The 14,276-nt window shown below is 39.6% G+C and carries 19 protein-coding genes; 6 read left to right on the top strand and 13 right to left on the bottom strand.

Annotation, left to right across the window (positions count from 1 at the left end):
• Positions 1–37: 37 nt before the first annotated feature.
• From HMPREF2619_RS09480 to HMPREF2619_RS09460, 5 genes are all read right to left on the bottom strand, one after another.
• Positions 38–964 carry an aldo/keto reductase gene (locus HMPREF2619_RS09480; RefSeq protein ID WP_004253092.1) on the bottom strand — a complete coding sequence of 309 codons (927 nt, stop codon included), beginning with the start codon at positions 962–964 and terminating at the stop codon, positions 38–40.
• A gap of 103 nt (positions 965–1,067) precedes the next feature.
• Complete coding sequence (gene metG / locus HMPREF2619_RS09475) at positions 1,068–3,065, bottom strand: methionine--tRNA ligase (RefSeq protein ID WP_004253089.1); 1,998 nt, start codon at positions 3,063–3,065, stop codon at positions 1,068–1,070.
• A gap of 134 nt (positions 3,066–3,199) precedes the next feature.
• The gene (locus HMPREF2619_RS09470) at positions 3,200–4,456 is read right to left on the bottom strand and encodes an ABC transporter permease (RefSeq protein ID WP_004253087.1); all 1,257 of its coding nucleotides are present in this window, start codon (positions 4,454–4,456) and stop codon (positions 3,200–3,202) included.
• 1 nt (position 4,457) lies between these two features.
• Positions 4,458–5,159, bottom strand: coding sequence for an ABC transporter ATP-binding protein (locus HMPREF2619_RS09465; protein WP_004253086.1), 702 nt, complete (start codon positions 5,157–5,159; stop codon positions 4,458–4,460).
• On the bottom strand, positions 5,143–6,330 hold the full coding sequence (locus tag HMPREF2619_RS09460; RefSeq protein ID WP_070460913.1) for an efflux RND transporter periplasmic adaptor subunit: 1,188 nt from the start codon (positions 6,328–6,330) through the stop codon (positions 5,143–5,145). Before HMPREF2619_RS09460 ends, HMPREF2619_RS09465 begins: the two co-directional genes overlap by 17 nt.
• 238 nt (positions 6,331–6,568) lie before the next feature.
• Between HMPREF2619_RS09460 and gor the strand changes: the two genes are divergently transcribed.
• Entirely contained in the window at positions 6,569–7,915 is a 1,347-nt protein-coding gene (gene gor, locus HMPREF2619_RS09455; protein WP_004253083.1) for a glutathione-disulfide reductase, read from the top strand.
• A 140-nt stretch (positions 7,916–8,055) separates the two neighbouring features.
• On the top strand, positions 8,056–8,595 hold the full coding sequence (locus tag HMPREF2619_RS09450) for a biotin transporter BioY (RefSeq protein WP_004253081.1): 540 nt from the start codon (positions 8,056–8,058) through the stop codon (positions 8,593–8,595).
• A gap of 51 nt (positions 8,596–8,646) precedes the next feature.
• Here HMPREF2619_RS09450 and HMPREF2619_RS09445 read toward each other — a convergent pair whose 3' ends face one another.
• On the bottom strand, positions 8,647–8,862 hold the full coding sequence (locus tag HMPREF2619_RS09445; protein WP_004253080.1) for a YdbC family protein: 216 nt from the start codon (positions 8,860–8,862) through the stop codon (positions 8,647–8,649).
• Positions 8,863–8,954: 92 nt separating this feature from the next.
• Between HMPREF2619_RS09445 and HMPREF2619_RS09440 the strand changes: the two genes are divergently transcribed.
• Positions 8,955–9,275, top strand: a complete 321-nt coding sequence (locus HMPREF2619_RS09440) for a hypothetical protein (protein ID WP_070460912.1) — start codon at positions 8,955–8,957, stop codon at positions 9,273–9,275.
• 30 nt (positions 9,276–9,305) lie between these two features.
• Here HMPREF2619_RS09440 and HMPREF2619_RS09435 read toward each other — a convergent pair whose 3' ends face one another.
• The 7 genes from HMPREF2619_RS09435 to rpsP all read right to left on the bottom strand — a co-directional run bounded on the left by HMPREF2619_RS09435 (position 9,306) and on the right by rpsP (position 12,706).
• Positions 9,306–9,644 (bottom strand): ATP cone domain-containing protein, encoded by a 339-nt coding sequence (locus HMPREF2619_RS09435; RefSeq protein ID WP_001196044.1) that lies wholly within the window; start codon positions 9,642–9,644, stop codon positions 9,306–9,308.
• Positions 9,645–9,656: 12 nt separating this feature from the next.
• Positions 9,657–10,376 (bottom strand): tRNA (guanosine(37)-N1)-methyltransferase TrmD, encoded by a 720-nt coding sequence (gene trmD / locus HMPREF2619_RS09430; RefSeq protein WP_070460910.1) that lies wholly within the window; start codon positions 10,374–10,376, stop codon positions 9,657–9,659.
• The gene (gene rimM / locus HMPREF2619_RS09425; RefSeq protein WP_070460908.1) at positions 10,366–10,884 is read right to left on the bottom strand and encodes a ribosome maturation factor RimM; all 519 of its coding nucleotides are present in this window, start codon (positions 10,882–10,884) and stop codon (positions 10,366–10,368) included. The genes trmD and rimM overlap by 11 nt, the downstream gene beginning before the upstream one ends.
• A 36-nt stretch (positions 10,885–10,920) precedes the next feature.
• Positions 10,921–11,703, bottom strand: a complete 783-nt coding sequence (locus tag HMPREF2619_RS09420; protein WP_070460906.1) for an alpha/beta fold hydrolase — start codon at positions 11,701–11,703, stop codon at positions 10,921–10,923.
• Positions 11,704–11,799: 96 nt separating this feature from the next.
• Positions 11,800–12,132, bottom strand: a complete 333-nt coding sequence (locus HMPREF2619_RS09415) for a MazG nucleotide pyrophosphohydrolase domain-containing protein (RefSeq protein WP_070460904.1) — start codon at positions 12,130–12,132, stop codon at positions 11,800–11,802.
• A 42-nt stretch (positions 12,133–12,174) separates the two neighbouring features.
• On the bottom strand, positions 12,175–12,414 hold the full coding sequence (gene kphA, locus HMPREF2619_RS09410; protein WP_000379617.1) for an RNA-binding protein KphA: 240 nt from the start codon (positions 12,412–12,414) through the stop codon (positions 12,175–12,177).
• Between the two features lie 19 nt (positions 12,415–12,433).
• On the bottom strand, positions 12,434–12,706 hold the full coding sequence (gene rpsP, locus HMPREF2619_RS09405; protein WP_070460902.1) for a 30S ribosomal protein S16: 273 nt from the start codon (positions 12,704–12,706) through the stop codon (positions 12,434–12,436).
• Positions 12,707–12,873: 167 nt separating this feature from the next.
• Here rpsP and HMPREF2619_RS09400 point away from each other — a divergent pair, with 167 nt between their 5' ends.
• From HMPREF2619_RS09400 to HMPREF2619_RS09390, 3 genes are all read left to right on the top strand, one after another.
• Positions 12,874–13,074 (top strand): hypothetical protein, encoded by a 201-nt coding sequence (locus HMPREF2619_RS09400; RefSeq protein ID WP_070460900.1) that lies wholly within the window; start codon positions 12,874–12,876, stop codon positions 13,072–13,074.
• A gap of 123 nt (positions 13,075–13,197) precedes the next feature.
• Positions 13,198–13,407, top strand: a complete 210-nt coding sequence (locus HMPREF2619_RS09395; RefSeq protein ID WP_083279646.1) for a hypothetical protein — start codon at positions 13,198–13,200, stop codon at positions 13,405–13,407.
• 114 nt (positions 13,408–13,521) lie between these two features.
• Positions 13,522–14,265, top strand: coding sequence for a DeoR/GlpR family DNA-binding transcription regulator (locus tag HMPREF2619_RS09390; RefSeq protein WP_070460896.1), 744 nt, complete (start codon positions 13,522–13,524; stop codon positions 14,263–14,265).
• Positions 14,266–14,276 lie beyond the last annotated feature (11 nt).

The raw sequence follows: 14,276 nt of genomic DNA, 5'->3' as shown, positions 1-14,276 counted from the left end.
GGCTTTTTGACTGTGATTTCTTAAAATGCATTTTTTCCTATGGCAAATCATTCCCTGCTGCTAGGTAAATCTCATACCATTCTTTTCGAGTTAGGTTGACATTACTTGCTTGGCTTGCTTCTATCAAATGTTTAGGGTTAGTTGTTCCTACTACTGCCTGCATCTTAGCTGGATAGCGTAACACCCAAGCGATAGCAATAGCTGAAGGGCTCACACCGTATTTTAAGGCTAATCGATTTAGGACTTGGTTTAGTTGTTGAAACTTCTCATTGCCGACAAAATTCCCTTTGAAATATCCGAACTGCAAGACTGACCAGGCCTGAATAACCATGTCATTTAATTTGCAGTATTCAAAGACGCTACCATCACGCAAAGCTGCCTTGTCACCTTCCATATTGACATGGAAACCTGATTCAAATCCTGGCGTGAAAGCTGCGCTTAGTTGTAATTGATTGATAGATAAAGGTTGTTTGACCTCTTTCTTCAGTAATTCCATCATCATAGGATTTTGATTGGACACACCGAAGTCTCGAACTTTACCTGATTTGTGTAGAATTTCAAAGGCTTGGGCCACTTGATCAGCTTCCATCAAAGCATCTGGACGATGGAGAAGCAAGCTATCTAGATAATCAACCTGCAATCTTTTTAGAATCCCGTCTACTGATTCTAAAATATAATCTTTTGAAAAATCAAAATAGGTAAATTCTTCTATGCGAATGCCACACTTGGACTGGATCCACATCTTTTCTCGCAGGTCAGGACGATGCTTTAACACTTGACCCAGTAATTCTTCGCAACGACCTCCACCGTAGATATCTGCCAAGTCAAAGGCATTGATTCCTACAGATAGGGCTGTTTCAACCAACTCCTCAACCTCTTTAACCGACTTGTCACTGATTCGCATCATGCCTAGAACGATTTCGGACAATTCTCTTTTCTCTTGACCAAATGGAATATATTTCATGGCAATTTCCTCCGTTTTTCTTCATTATAAAGTAGAATGCCACTTTTATCAACTGATACCTTACAAAAGAAAAGAACCAGTTTAAACTGGTTCTTTTTAAATCTTAGCCAATCACACTTCCGTTTGGTACAGCTTGATCAACTGTTAGAAGGGTTAATTTTCCATCATGTTCAGCTGAGAGAATCATCCCTTGGCTGACATATTTTTTCATCATTTTACGTGGTTTGAGGTTGGCAACGATTTGTACTTTCTTACCGACCAATTCTTGTTCGTTTTGATAGTATTTTGCAATACCAGAAAGGATTTGACGGTCTTCACCATCTCCAGCATCCAAGCGGAATTGAAGCAACTTATCAGAACCTTCTACTTTAGAAACTTCTTTTACTTCAGCAACACGAATTTCAACCTTGTCAAAGTCTTCAAACTTGATTTCTTCCTTGTTTAGTTTGAGTTCGACTTCATCTGGATTCCATTCTTTTTCGACTGCTGGCTTGTTGCCTTCCATTTGTTCCTTGATATAAGCGATTTCTTCTTCCATATCGAGACGTGGGAAGATTGGTGTTCCTTTGGCAACTACGGATACACCTGCAGGGAAATCAGCCAAGCTCAAGTTCTCAAGGCTAGAAACTTCTGCTAGACCAAGTTGTGTCAAGACTGCACGACTGGTTTCCATCATAAATGGCTCAATCAAGTGAGCTACGACACGAAGGCTAGCTGCCAAGTGACTCATCACACTTGCCAATTGGTCACGGTGAGCTTCATCCTTAGCCAGTACCCATGGAGCTGTCTCATCGATGTATTTATTAGTACGTGAGATAAGAGTCCAGACTGCTTCAAGTGCACGTGGATAGTCAACTGCTTCCATGTAGGTATTGTAGTCAGCAATTGATTGTTCTGCCACTTGAGCAAGTTCATTGTCAAAGTCTGTTACACCTTCTACATAGGCAGGGATTTGACCATCAAAGTACTTGTTAATCATTGAAACCGTACGGTTGAGGAGGTTTCCAAGGTCGTTTGCCAATTCATAGTTGATACGACCTACATAGTCCTCTGGAGTGAAGGTGCCATCTGAACCAACTGGAAGGCTACGCATGAGGTAGTAACGAAGTGGATCGAGACCATAGCGCTCTACCAACATTTCAGGATAAACGACATTCCCTTTAGACTTAGACATCTTGCCGTCTTTCATGACAAACCAACCGTGGGCAATCAAACGGTCAGGCAATTTAACATCCAACATCATAAGAAGGATTGGCCAGTAGATGGAGTGGAAACGAAGGATGTCTTTCCCAACCATATGGAAGACTGTTCCATTCCAGAACTTATCAAAGTTACCATGTTCATCTTGACCATAACCAAGAGCTGTCGCATAGTTAAGAAGTGCATCGATCCAAACGTAGACGACGTGTTTCGGATTTGATGGGACTGGTACACCCCAGGTAAAGGTTGTACGAGATACTGCTAAGTCTTCCAAACCTGGCTCAATGAAGTTACGCAACATTTCATTAAGGCGACCATCTGGAGTGATGAAGTCAGGATGTGATTTGAAAAATTCGACCAAGCGATCTTGGTATTTGCTGAGGCGAAGGAAATAAGACTCTTCTGAAACCCATTCAACCTCGTGACCTGATGGAGCGATACCACCCGTCACATTTCCATCTTCATCACGGAAAACTTCCGCAAGTTGGCTTTCTGTAAAGAATTCCTCATCGGATACTGAGTACCAGCCAGAGTATTCACCTAAGTAGATGTCATCTTGAGCTAGCAAGCGTTCAAAAACTTGTGCTACTACTTTTTCATGGTAATCATCTGTGGTACGGATGAATTTATCGTATGAGATATCAAGCAATTTCCAGAGTTCTTTAACTCCAACTGCCATTCCGTCAACATAGGCTTGAGGCGTGATGCCAGCTTCTTCTGCTTTTTGTTGAATCTTTTGACCATGCTCATCAAGACCAGTCAGATAAAAGACATCGTAGCCCATCAGGCGTTTGTAACGTGCTAGGACATCACATGCGATAGTTGTGTAGGCAGAACCGATATGAAGTTTACCAGATGGATAGTAAATCGGTGTTGTAATATAAAAATTCTTTTCAGACATAATATTTCCTTTCCAGGCTAATGAAACCTGTTTTTCTAACACTTCATTATACCACATTTTTAGTGATTTTCGATAGAGAAATCCATACAAAAACAAGACAGACAAATGTCTATCTCGTTTTTTTATCTTTTAAATTATTCATAGCGAAGAGCTTCGATTGGATCAAGCTTAGAGGCTTTGTTGGCTGGTAGAACACCGAATATCATACCGATACTAGCTGAGACAGCTAAACTAAAGAGAGCGATTGGGATGGATACACCAACTTCGATTCCTGCAATCAAGTTTTGAAGAAGAACCCCTGCAAGCATAGTCACCCCTGCAGCAAGCAGTAGACCAACGAATCCACCTAATAAGGTTAAAATCATGGATTCAATCAAAAACTGAACTAGGATATTACCCCGAGTTGCTCCTAGTGCTTTCCGTAAACCAATCTCACGGGTACGCTCTGTCACAGAAACAAGCATAATGTTCATAACACCAGTACCACCAACAAAGAGGGAAATCCCTGCAATAGCACTAATAATCGTTGTTATGAAGCCAAAGAGTTGTTGAACTTCTTGGAAGGCAGCAGACGCATCTGCAACTTGATATTCCCCTTGTTGAAGACCTGCAATCTCTGTCATTCTTCTTGCCAACTCTGGACCCAAAGTCTGAGTCAAGCTCGTATCGTTAACACGGAAGACAATATTTGAAATCTCGTCTGTGTTAAAATTAGCTGCCAAGGAAATATTGGTAGTGATTGGTAGTCCTCCAACACCAAATGCTTTGGCTGCCTTGGCTTCCTTACTTGCGTAAACACCAATAACACGGTAACTGATTTCATTTACTTCAACAATTTGGTTGAGGGCTTCTTTTGCAGAACCAAAAAGGCTATTGGCAAGCTCTTCATCTAAAATGATCACACTTGCAAAATCTTTATAATCTTGTGCTTTAAGTCCACGACCTGCAATAATTTCATTTTCGACCGCATCCATATAGGTGACATTCCCACCCGTCATGTTAGCGTGTTCGACCTTTTTATCCTTATAAGTCAAGGTCACATTGGCTGAGTTGGTTACATAGTAGCTGTCCACACCTTTTAGTTTGGCAGCTTCTTTAACCCAAGATTCTTGAGGTTTTGGTGGTTCAACAAAATCTTCTTGACCGCCAGACAAGGTCAGTGCAGATTGTCTTTGTGTAAAGGAACCGTCCTTACTCTTGGTAGGTGAGAAAAAGACATGGATGTCTTTTTGAGACTTGGTCATGTTTTTATTGACCTGACGAGACATAGAGTCACCCAAGGCCATGATCACGACAACTGAGGAAACACCGATGATAATCCCAATCATGGTCAGGAAGGAACGCATCTTGTGGGCCAAAATGGATGAAAAGGCAAATTTCAGATTCTGCATCTTAGTTTTCCTCCTTTTCTACTTGAGCACTGTCAGACGAAATGATACCGTCACGGATGACAATCTGACGCTTGGCATAGGCGGCAATTTCAGGCTCATGCGTTACCATAATGATGGTTTTTCCTTCTTTGTTCAATTCAACTAAGAGTTGCATGATCTGATTACCCGTTTTGGTATCCAGAGCTCCAGTTGGCTCATCAGCCAAGATAATAGATGGATTGTTGACAAGAGCTCGTGCAATGGCAACCCTTTGTTTCTGCCCCCCAGACAACTCCGATGGCAAGTGATGGCTACGCTCAGTCAGTTCAACCTTTTCCAGATACTCTTCTGCTAATTTGCGACGTTTTGAAGCTGAAACTCCCGCATAAATCAAGGGAAGTTCGACATTCTGGAGAGCATTCATTTTGGACAAGAGAAAGAATTGCTGAAAGACAAAGCCAATCTCTTGATTTCGCACCTTGGCTAATTGTTTTTCACCCAAACCAGCTACTTCTTTTCCATCTAGAAAATACTGACCACTTGTAGGGGTATCCAACATACCGATGGTATTCATGAGGGTGGACTTACCAGAACCAGATGGTCCCATGATAGCCACGAATTCTCCCTCGTGAACTTCAAGGTTAATGTCTTTGAGAACTTGAAGCTCTTGATCACCATTTCGATAACTACGGCAGATATTTTTGAGGCTAATTAGTTGCTTCATCAGTCTTCACCTCTTTTCCTTCTTGCAAGGAAGCTGTCGGATTACTGATGACTTTTGCTCCATCTGTCAGACCAGATGTGATTTCTTGGTTTTCTGCATCTGCATTGCCCAATCCAACTTCAACTTTTTTGGCCTTTTGATTTTCATCAAGAATCCAAACATAGTTTTTATCTTCTTCCATGACGATACTTGTAATAGGAACAAGCAATGCTTTACTCATGCTTTTCACTTCGACACTGACAGTAAAACCTTGTTTCAGATCACCAATTTCACTAGTTACATCGACCGTATATGGGTATTTAGAACCTGTGTTTGAACCAGCTAAGCTACTACTTGCTTCACTACTGTTCTTTGGATAATTTGAAATATAGCTAATCTTACCATTCCAAGTTTTATCTGGATAAACCTTTGAAGTAAAGGTAACCTCTTGGCCGACAGATAGATTAGCAAGGTTGTACTCAGAAAGTTCTCCCTTGACCTGCAAGTTGTCGTTACTAACGATATGTACCAATACTTGGCTATTTCCTGTTGGAGATTTTGAAACATTGCGATTGACTTCGACAACTGTTCCCTCTACAGTACTCAATACCGTAGCAGAATTCAACTGGGCTTGAGCTTTTTCGAGTTGCGCTTCTGCATCTGCACGCACATCACGAGCATCGCTGATTTGAGAATCAATAGCAGCTGTGGCAGAACCGGATGACTGAGCTGGTGCTTGTCCAGTTGCTCCTTCTAAACCTGCTTGTGGAAGGCTAGGTGTTGCTGCGGCGGTATTTCGAGACTCATTCAGTTCATTGATATGACGGTCAGCCTTAGCCACAGCACGACTGGCAGCATCATAGGCAGCCTGGGCTTCTGTACTACTATACTTAGCAAGAGCTTGGCCTTCACTTACCTTATCTCCGACAGAGACCGAAACCTCATCCAAGTCACCTTTACTAGCATCATAATAAACATATTGTTCATTTTGAGCTGTTACGGTACCAGATAAGAGAACTGTTGAAGCCACTGATCCCTCTTTGGCAAGAACGATTTTTGCAGTTTCGTCTTGTGTTGCAGCTTGATTTGGTTGTCTCAATAGAAGAACAGCAGCTGCTCCTACTACAAGAACTGACGTAACTCCTATAGCTGTAAATAGGGGCCATTTTTTAGCTTTTGACTTCTTTTTCATATCCATACCTCTTTTATAAACATATATTAAGATTATAGCACAAGTCATAAAATTGGACAATTGCTTTCTGCCCATCCAAAAATAATTGCCAAATCTTTTATTGTTGTGTTAGTTATATAATACAACTTCTTTTTTATTTTTGCAAGCATTTTCTTAAGAAATTTAAGCGTAGCAGATTTTTGCATTGACTTTCAAAAAAAGATAGAATATGACTAGAAAACAAGTAAAGGAGCTTTCAATGAGAAAATATGATATTATCGCCATCGGAGGAGGTAGCGGGGGTATTGCTACCATGAATCGTGCTGGCGAACATGGTGCTAAAGCCGCAGTTATTGAGGAAAAGAAATTAGGGGGAACTTGTGTCAATCTCGGCTGTGTCCCTAAAAAAATCATGTGGTATGGAGCCCAAATTGCAGAGAGTATCCACAAATATGGACCTGACTATGGTTTCACAAGCACTGACAACGAATTTGATTACGCAACACTTCGTAAGAATCGTGAAGCTTATATTGATCGTGCTCGCTCGTCTTACGATGGAAGCTTCAAGCGCAACGGGGTTGATTTGATTGAAGGACGTGCTGAGTTCGTTGATGCTCATACTGTCAGTGTTAATGGCGAATTGATCCGTGCTAAGCATATTGTAATTGCGACTGGAGCTCATCCTCATATCCCTGCTATTCCTGGTGCTGAACTAGGTGGTAGCTCAGATGATATCTTCGCCTGGGAAGAGTTACCTGAATCGGTAGCTATTCTAGGTGCTGGTTACATTGCTGTAGAATTAGCTGGTGTACTCCATACACTTGGTGTAAAGACAGATTTATTTGTCCGTCGTGAACGTCCGCTACGTGGATTTGATGGCTATATCGTTGAGAGTCTAGTTCAAGAAATGGAAAATACAGGACTAAACCTCCACACCCATAAGGTTCCTGCTAAACTTGAAGAAACTGAACAAGGTATTACCATTCATTTCGAAGATGGCAGCTCTCATACTGCCAGTCAAGTTATCTGGGCAACTGGTCGCCGTCCAAATGTTGAAGGACTTCAACTCGAAAAAGCTGGTGTTACCCTCAATGAACGCGGCTTTATCCAGGTTGATGAATACCAAAATACTATCGTTGAAGGTATCTACGCTCTTGGAGATGTCACAGGTGAAAAGGAACTGACTCCTGTCGCTATAAAGGCTGGTCGTACCCTATCCGAAAGACTTTTCAACGGTAAAACCAATGCTAAAATGGACTACACGACTATTCCGACTGTAGTTTTCTCACACCCAGCAATCGGAACAGTCGGTCTGACTGAGGAAGAAGCTATCAAAGAGTACGGCCAAGAAAACGTTAAAGTCTATACTTCAAAATTTGCATCTATGTATTCTGCCGTTACTAGTCACCGCCAAGAAGCTCGCTTCAAGCTCGTAACAGCTGGTGCAGACGAAAAAGTAGTTGGCCTTCATGGAATCGGCTATGGCGTTGACGAAATGATTCAAGGTTTCGCAGTTGCTATCAAGATGGGAGCTACAAAAGCTGACTTTGATGCTACTGTCGCTATCCACCCAACTGGCTCAGAAGAATTTGTGACCATGCGTTAAAAGAAAAGAGAGACCCCTTGGTCTCTTTTTTACTCTAAATCGGCCGTTACAAATTTGTAACCTTTTATTTTAAAATAGGTTGACATTCATATCTCATTTAGTATAATAGTTACTATAATTTATAGAAGAGGTTAACTATTTTGAAAAAAGCACACATTTACGCTATTCCTGCTATTGGAGCGGCTCTTATTGCAGTATTGGCCCAAATTAGTATGCCGATTGGTCCAGTTCCTTTCACTCTGCAAAACTTTGCTATTGGACTCATCGCTACTGTTTTTAGACCAAGGGAAGCTGTTCTCTCTGTCGGACTCTATCTCTTACTTGGAGCTATTGGTCTTCCGGTATTTGCTAACGGTGGAGCTGGATTTCATGTTTTAGTTGGACCAAGCGCTGGTTATCTTTGGTTCGACCTTGTCTATGCAGGGCTTGCTTCCTATCTCATTCACACCAATAGTGGTGTCCTACGTATTTTCTTTGCAAATCTCTTGGGAGATTCACTTGTTTTTGTTGGTGGTATTCTCAGTCTCCACTTCTTAGCTGGAATGCCTTTTGATAAAGCACTGGCTGTCGGTGTTATTCCCTTTATCATACCTGATCTTGCCAAAATTGTAGCCATTAGCTTCATCAGCCGACCACTACTCCAACGTCTTCGTACACAAGCTTATTTTTCAAGCAAATAAAAGAGGCAGGGATTTTCCCTAACCTCTTTTTAATTAATCTTAGATGAAAGTTTATTGATTCTTAAAAGCATCCACCATGATTTGAAATTCTTCATTTGAGAGGGTAATTCCTTTCCCCATCTTGGTGTGGTCAGGACTCCAGCTACGAATGTCAAACTTCGCTGGTGCACCATTAAAGCTGACACGATTGATTTCTTTGGTCCATCCTTTTTCATTTTCAGATAGAGTTAGCAAATGTTCTTCAATTTCAAATGTAAATTCTGCCATGTTTTTCTCCTTTTTGTTCTCAATTGATTATTCGAAAAATCTTGTAGATTTCATAAAATTTTTATATAATGATTAAAAGAAGGGAGGCCGGAATGAAAGATTTATTAAAACAGGCTTTGCAAAAAGTTCATGATTTTATTAATGGACATGAAGATTCCATTCCTGAAAAAAGCGATCCCCTAATTGCTAGACTTGAAGAAGCCCTAGCTAAAAAAACAGCTGTACACATTATTTTTGCTGAGTCAAGTTTTACAGGCGATATTATCAAGTATGATACTGACCGCCAGCAAATTATCGTTAAAAATTTTGCAAAAAATGTGACCCGCATTATTCGAATCCCAGATATTCAAAAAATAAGTTTTGTTCCCTCAACTGTCCAAACTGCCCAAAAAAATCGATTTAAGAAAGAGTGAGATGAGTTTTCTTCATCTCACTCTTTTCTATTAACGGATTTGTTCAAAATGAAGGTGAACAGCAATATGTTCTCCGTAACCACTTCTCTCTAAATCCCGCTGCAAACGGTAAGAGATATAGTGTTCTGCGATTGTAATGTAGCCAGCACCAAGTAAGCGGTGCTCAACCATTGATTGAATCATACTGATAGTCGCACGTTCTACTTTTGCTTCTTCTAAATCCAACACAACTTTTTTAGTAACTTGAGCTAGGTTTTGGCGCAAATCGTCAGTCAAAACATAGACTGTCTGAGCCGCCTTAAGGATAGCTTGGTAGATTTTATCTGGATCAAAATCAGCGACTTGTCCATCACGTTTAATTACTTGCATAGTTTTCTCCTTTTAATTGTTATTTTCTTTAATTTCTGCTAACATTTTCTCTTCTTCTGCTGTCAGTTCATACTCTTCCAGCAAATCAGGTCTACGTTGGTAGGTTTTCTTAAGACTCTCATAGAGTCGCCATTGACGTATGTTTTCATGGTGTCCACTCATAAGCACTTCTGGAACCACCATACCTCGATAATCATAGGGACGAGTGTACTGAGGATATTCAAGGAGCCCAGATGAAAAGCTATCATCCTGGTGACTAGCTTCCTTGCCGATAACTTCTGGAATCAAGCGAACCGTCGCATCAATCATAGTCATTGCTGCAAGTTCTCCACCAGTAAGGACATAATCTCCTAGAGAAATTTCATCAGTTACTAAGGCCTTAATCCGCTCGTCATAGCCCTCATAGTGACCACAGATAAAGATAAGCTCTTCTTCTTGCGCCAAATCCTCAGCATAAGATTGGTCAAACTGTTTTCCAGCTGGATCTAAGAGGATCACGCGCGGATTCTTTTTTTCAATCGCATCAAAGGCATCAAAGATGGGTTGCGCTCGTAGGAGCATCCCTTGACCACCGCCATAGGGTTCGTCATCCACATGGCGGGCCTTTTCAGCGTAGTCACGAAAATTATGATAGTGGATATCTAAGAGACCCTTTTCTCGAGCCTTTCCAACGATGGAATGTTCTAGGGGTGAAAACATTTCTGGAAAGAGGGTTAAAATATCAATCTTCATCGTCTAACCCTTCTAAGAGTTCAACGTCCACACGATTATTCGGAATATCTATATTGAGAACTACAGGCGGGATATAAGGTAAGAGTAGGTCTCGTTTGCCTTTGCGTTTGACTACCCAAACATCATTGGCTCCAGGCTGAAGGATTTCCTTGATAGTTCCAATCAAGTTATCTCCCTCATAGACTTCTAAACCGATAATCTCGTGGTAATAAAACTCACCATCATCGAGGTCATTGAGATTTTCCTCAGCAACCTTCAAACTGTGACCCTTGTATTTTTCGATGTCATTGATATGGTACATATCTTTAAACTTGATGATATCAAAGTTTTTATGTTTACGGTGGCTTGCAATGACCACTGTTCGCACAAATTGATCTTTTTCATCAAATAAGGCAAGCTCTGCCCCTTTTTTAAAGCGTTCTTCAGTAAAATCTGTCACTGACAAGACTCGCATCTCACCTTGCAAGCCTTGGGTATTGACAATTTTCCCAACGTTAAAATAGTTCATTTGATCTCCTGTAATTTCCTTATCTCCATTTTCTTCTTACAATTTTTTAATAATATCTACAATTTTCTCTGATTCAGACCACTGTAAATAATGGTGATTCCCTCCTAAAATGAGTTTGGTACTGGAAGTCCAATATTCTGATTCTCTGTACTCTTTTTCTCTATAAGCCTGACAAAAAATAAATACAGGGATACGATCTGCTATTGACATATCCTCAAAATCTTCCTCGGTGATCTCAACAGATACCTGAAACTCTGGATCTTGATGTTCCAACTCTGAGCCTTTTTCTTGCATTAATTTCCAAATTTCTTTGTTAGTTTCAGGGCTAAATGTGGCTTGAATTAAGTTCTTAAAATAAAGTTCAGGACCGAATTCTTCAATCAGTCTCGTCTGCTCTTCCATTTCTGGATAAGGATTTTCTGAAAAATCAGCAAACATTACTTTTTTAGTTGTTGGTTCAATCGCTACTAAGGCCCGACACTTAATTGGTTTGTTGAGTAATTTGCAAGCTACAATTCCACTCAAACTATGTACACAAAGTATATATTCAGAAATCTCCAACTCTTCAAGTACTTCATAAACCGCATCTGTAAGATTATCTAGATTTTTTCCAGCTTGGTTATAAATCAGACTCCTACCTGTGTTTGGAAAATCAATTGTCAAATAACCAATTGTGGGAGGAAGTTTTTCAAGTATAAGTGAAAAATTTTCATAACTAGGTAGCAAACCTGCGCCACTTAAACAAACTAGCACTTTCTTTTGCTTTTGATAAGTAACAGAGAGACTACCAATTTCTGTAGATACTTCAAACCTCTTCATAAAGAAACCACTCATTCTATACAATGATTTATTATATACCCTTACCCTTTATTTTATCACGTTCCAGGGATTTTCACAAGTTGGAGAAAAGAGCAACTATGGATGGTTTCCTGCTAAGAAGCCTTCCAAATCTTGTTCATGTTGATACTTGATGGCTGCCTTTTTGTCTTTTTCAAAAATGGTCTTCGTTAGGTCGATATGGTTGATAGCTGCAATTGCCACTGTGTAGTGAATGATATCTGCCAACTCCTTTGCCAATTCCTCGTTTGAATCTTGGACACCCTCTTTTCTACCTGAACGTCCATTTAAAACCTCAGCGACTTCTCCAACTTCTTCCACTAGTTTGATAAAAAGTCCTTCTTCTGTTCTAGATTGTTGGTAATGATCAAGTAAGTATTCCTCTAGTTGTCTAACTGTTAAATCTCTCATTCCTTCTCCTTGCAAAAAAAGCGAGACCTCGTCCCGCTTTTCTTATTTTTCATCAATAACGATTCTTACTTTTTTGTCTTCAGTTGGGACAGAGTAGACAATCGTTCTTATCGCAGAGATAGTGCGACCCTTACGACCGATTACACGACCCACATCGCTCTGGTCAAGATCCAAATGATATTCCAAAAATTCCGGTGTATCTTCAATCTTGATAGTTAAGGCATCTGGTTGTGAAATCAAAGGTTTCACAATTGCAATAATGAGATTTTCAATCGTATCCATCTGTCAACCTACTTTAAACTTATTTAGAGAATTTAGAATCGTGGAATTTTTTCAATACGCCTTCTTTTGAAAGGATGTTGCGAACTGTATCTGAAGGTTGAGCTCCATCAGCCAACCATGCAAGAACGCGGTCTTCTTTCAAAGTTACTTGGTTTTCTTCAACAAGTGGGTTGTAAGTTCCAACTGTTTCGATGAAACGTCCATCACGTGGTGAACGTGAATCTGCAACGTTAATACGGTAGAAAGGTTTTTTCTTAGAACCCATACGAGTCAAACGGATTTTTACTGCCATTTTTAATATCTCTTTTCTTTTATTTTTTTGTTCGGTCAAATAGCTAGGCTATTTACCACATGTTCCATTATAGCAGATTTCTAACAGGTGTCAAGAAAAAAACTTGACAGACTTTAAAATTTTTAAATTTTTTAGACTAATAGGGATAAATTAGAAAGAGAAACTTTATGAATACTACTATAGAGAACATTTACAAAGACCATCAGGTTAAGCCTTACATCTCTCCTGATCGTGATATCGAGACTTGGCTACTAAATCCCAAGCCTGTCCCAAAACGAAATATGGAATTATTAGAAGACAGTCTCCTAGCAGGTGATATTATCCTCCTCTGGAGAATCAACTTTAGAACATTCACCACCGAAACATGATTTCCGAAATACTTCGAGTATACTTATGGAATTGATGCACCAAAACATTTAGAAAAACTTATTGAAAAAGGATATGCTCTTGTCGAAACTGCTTTTGACTCGCTTGACCATCTAAATAGTACCATGAAAAAGAATATCCTGAAGAAGAAGGGAGTTACTGGACTTTCCAAGATGAAGGCTTCTGACTTGAATCAAACCCTTCATGACCATTTTTCAGAAGAGGAATTAGCTAGTCTCTTTTCGATTCGCGGTTATAAACTAACTCCAAAAGGAGAACAGGCTCTCAAGGACCATCAGGCAATCATTGACCGCCATCCAAAGAAGAATTTTTAATCAACCAAGTCAGGTTGATTTTTTTGTAAATCATTTAGAAACACTTATAAATCATTACATTTATTGACAATCGCTTACAAAAGAGGTATATTAGTATTAAAAGGGGGAATTCCTATGTACCAAGAACAACGATTAGAAGAAATCATAAAACTTTTAGAAGAGAGAGGAAGTCTATCGGCAAGAGAAATGGTTGACTATTTCCAAGTATCCAAGGATACCATCCGGAGAGATTTTTCCATTCTTGCAAAGGAGAAACGAGCAAAAAGAACTCATGGAGGTTTATTGCCAATTCAAAAGCAACGGATTCTTGGTTATAAAGGTCGAGCAGAACAATCTTCTAAAGAAAAAGAGAAAATTGCTCATTTAGCTACCCAACTTATTTCTGATTCACAATTAATTTTCTATGATGTTTCAACAACTGTACTTGAGTTAGCAAAAATAACAGATAAAAAAGTTACTATTTTTAGCCATTCATTGGATAATGCACTTGTCTTAGGAGAAAATGAAAATGTCGATTTTCACATTATCGGTGGACGATTTCATAAAAAGAATCGTTTCTATTACTCATTAGAAGAATCCGAATCTTTGAATAGAATTAAATTTGACTTAGCATTTTTTGGTGCAGCTAGTCTTTCAGACGGACAAGTTAGTTTTGAAGATCAAGAAGATGTTCTAATGAAAAAAAGAGCATTTAAAACCAGTAAAATTCGCGTCTTGTTAGCTGAAACCAGCAAGATAAACAAACACTCTCATTATATTCTTTCCGAACTTACTGATTTTGATTATTGGATTACAGACAAAGAACCCGACATAGAAATTCAACAATCTTTAGATGGTAAAACAACTATTCTATTTTAAAAAGGAGAAAC

It is taken from the genome of Streptococcus sp. HMSC074B11, assembly GCF_001808705.1.
In the GTDB taxonomy this organism is placed as follows: domain Bacteria; phylum Bacillota; class Bacilli; order Lactobacillales; family Streptococcaceae; genus Streptococcus.
This window is presented reverse-complemented; position numbering and strand designations above follow the sequence as displayed.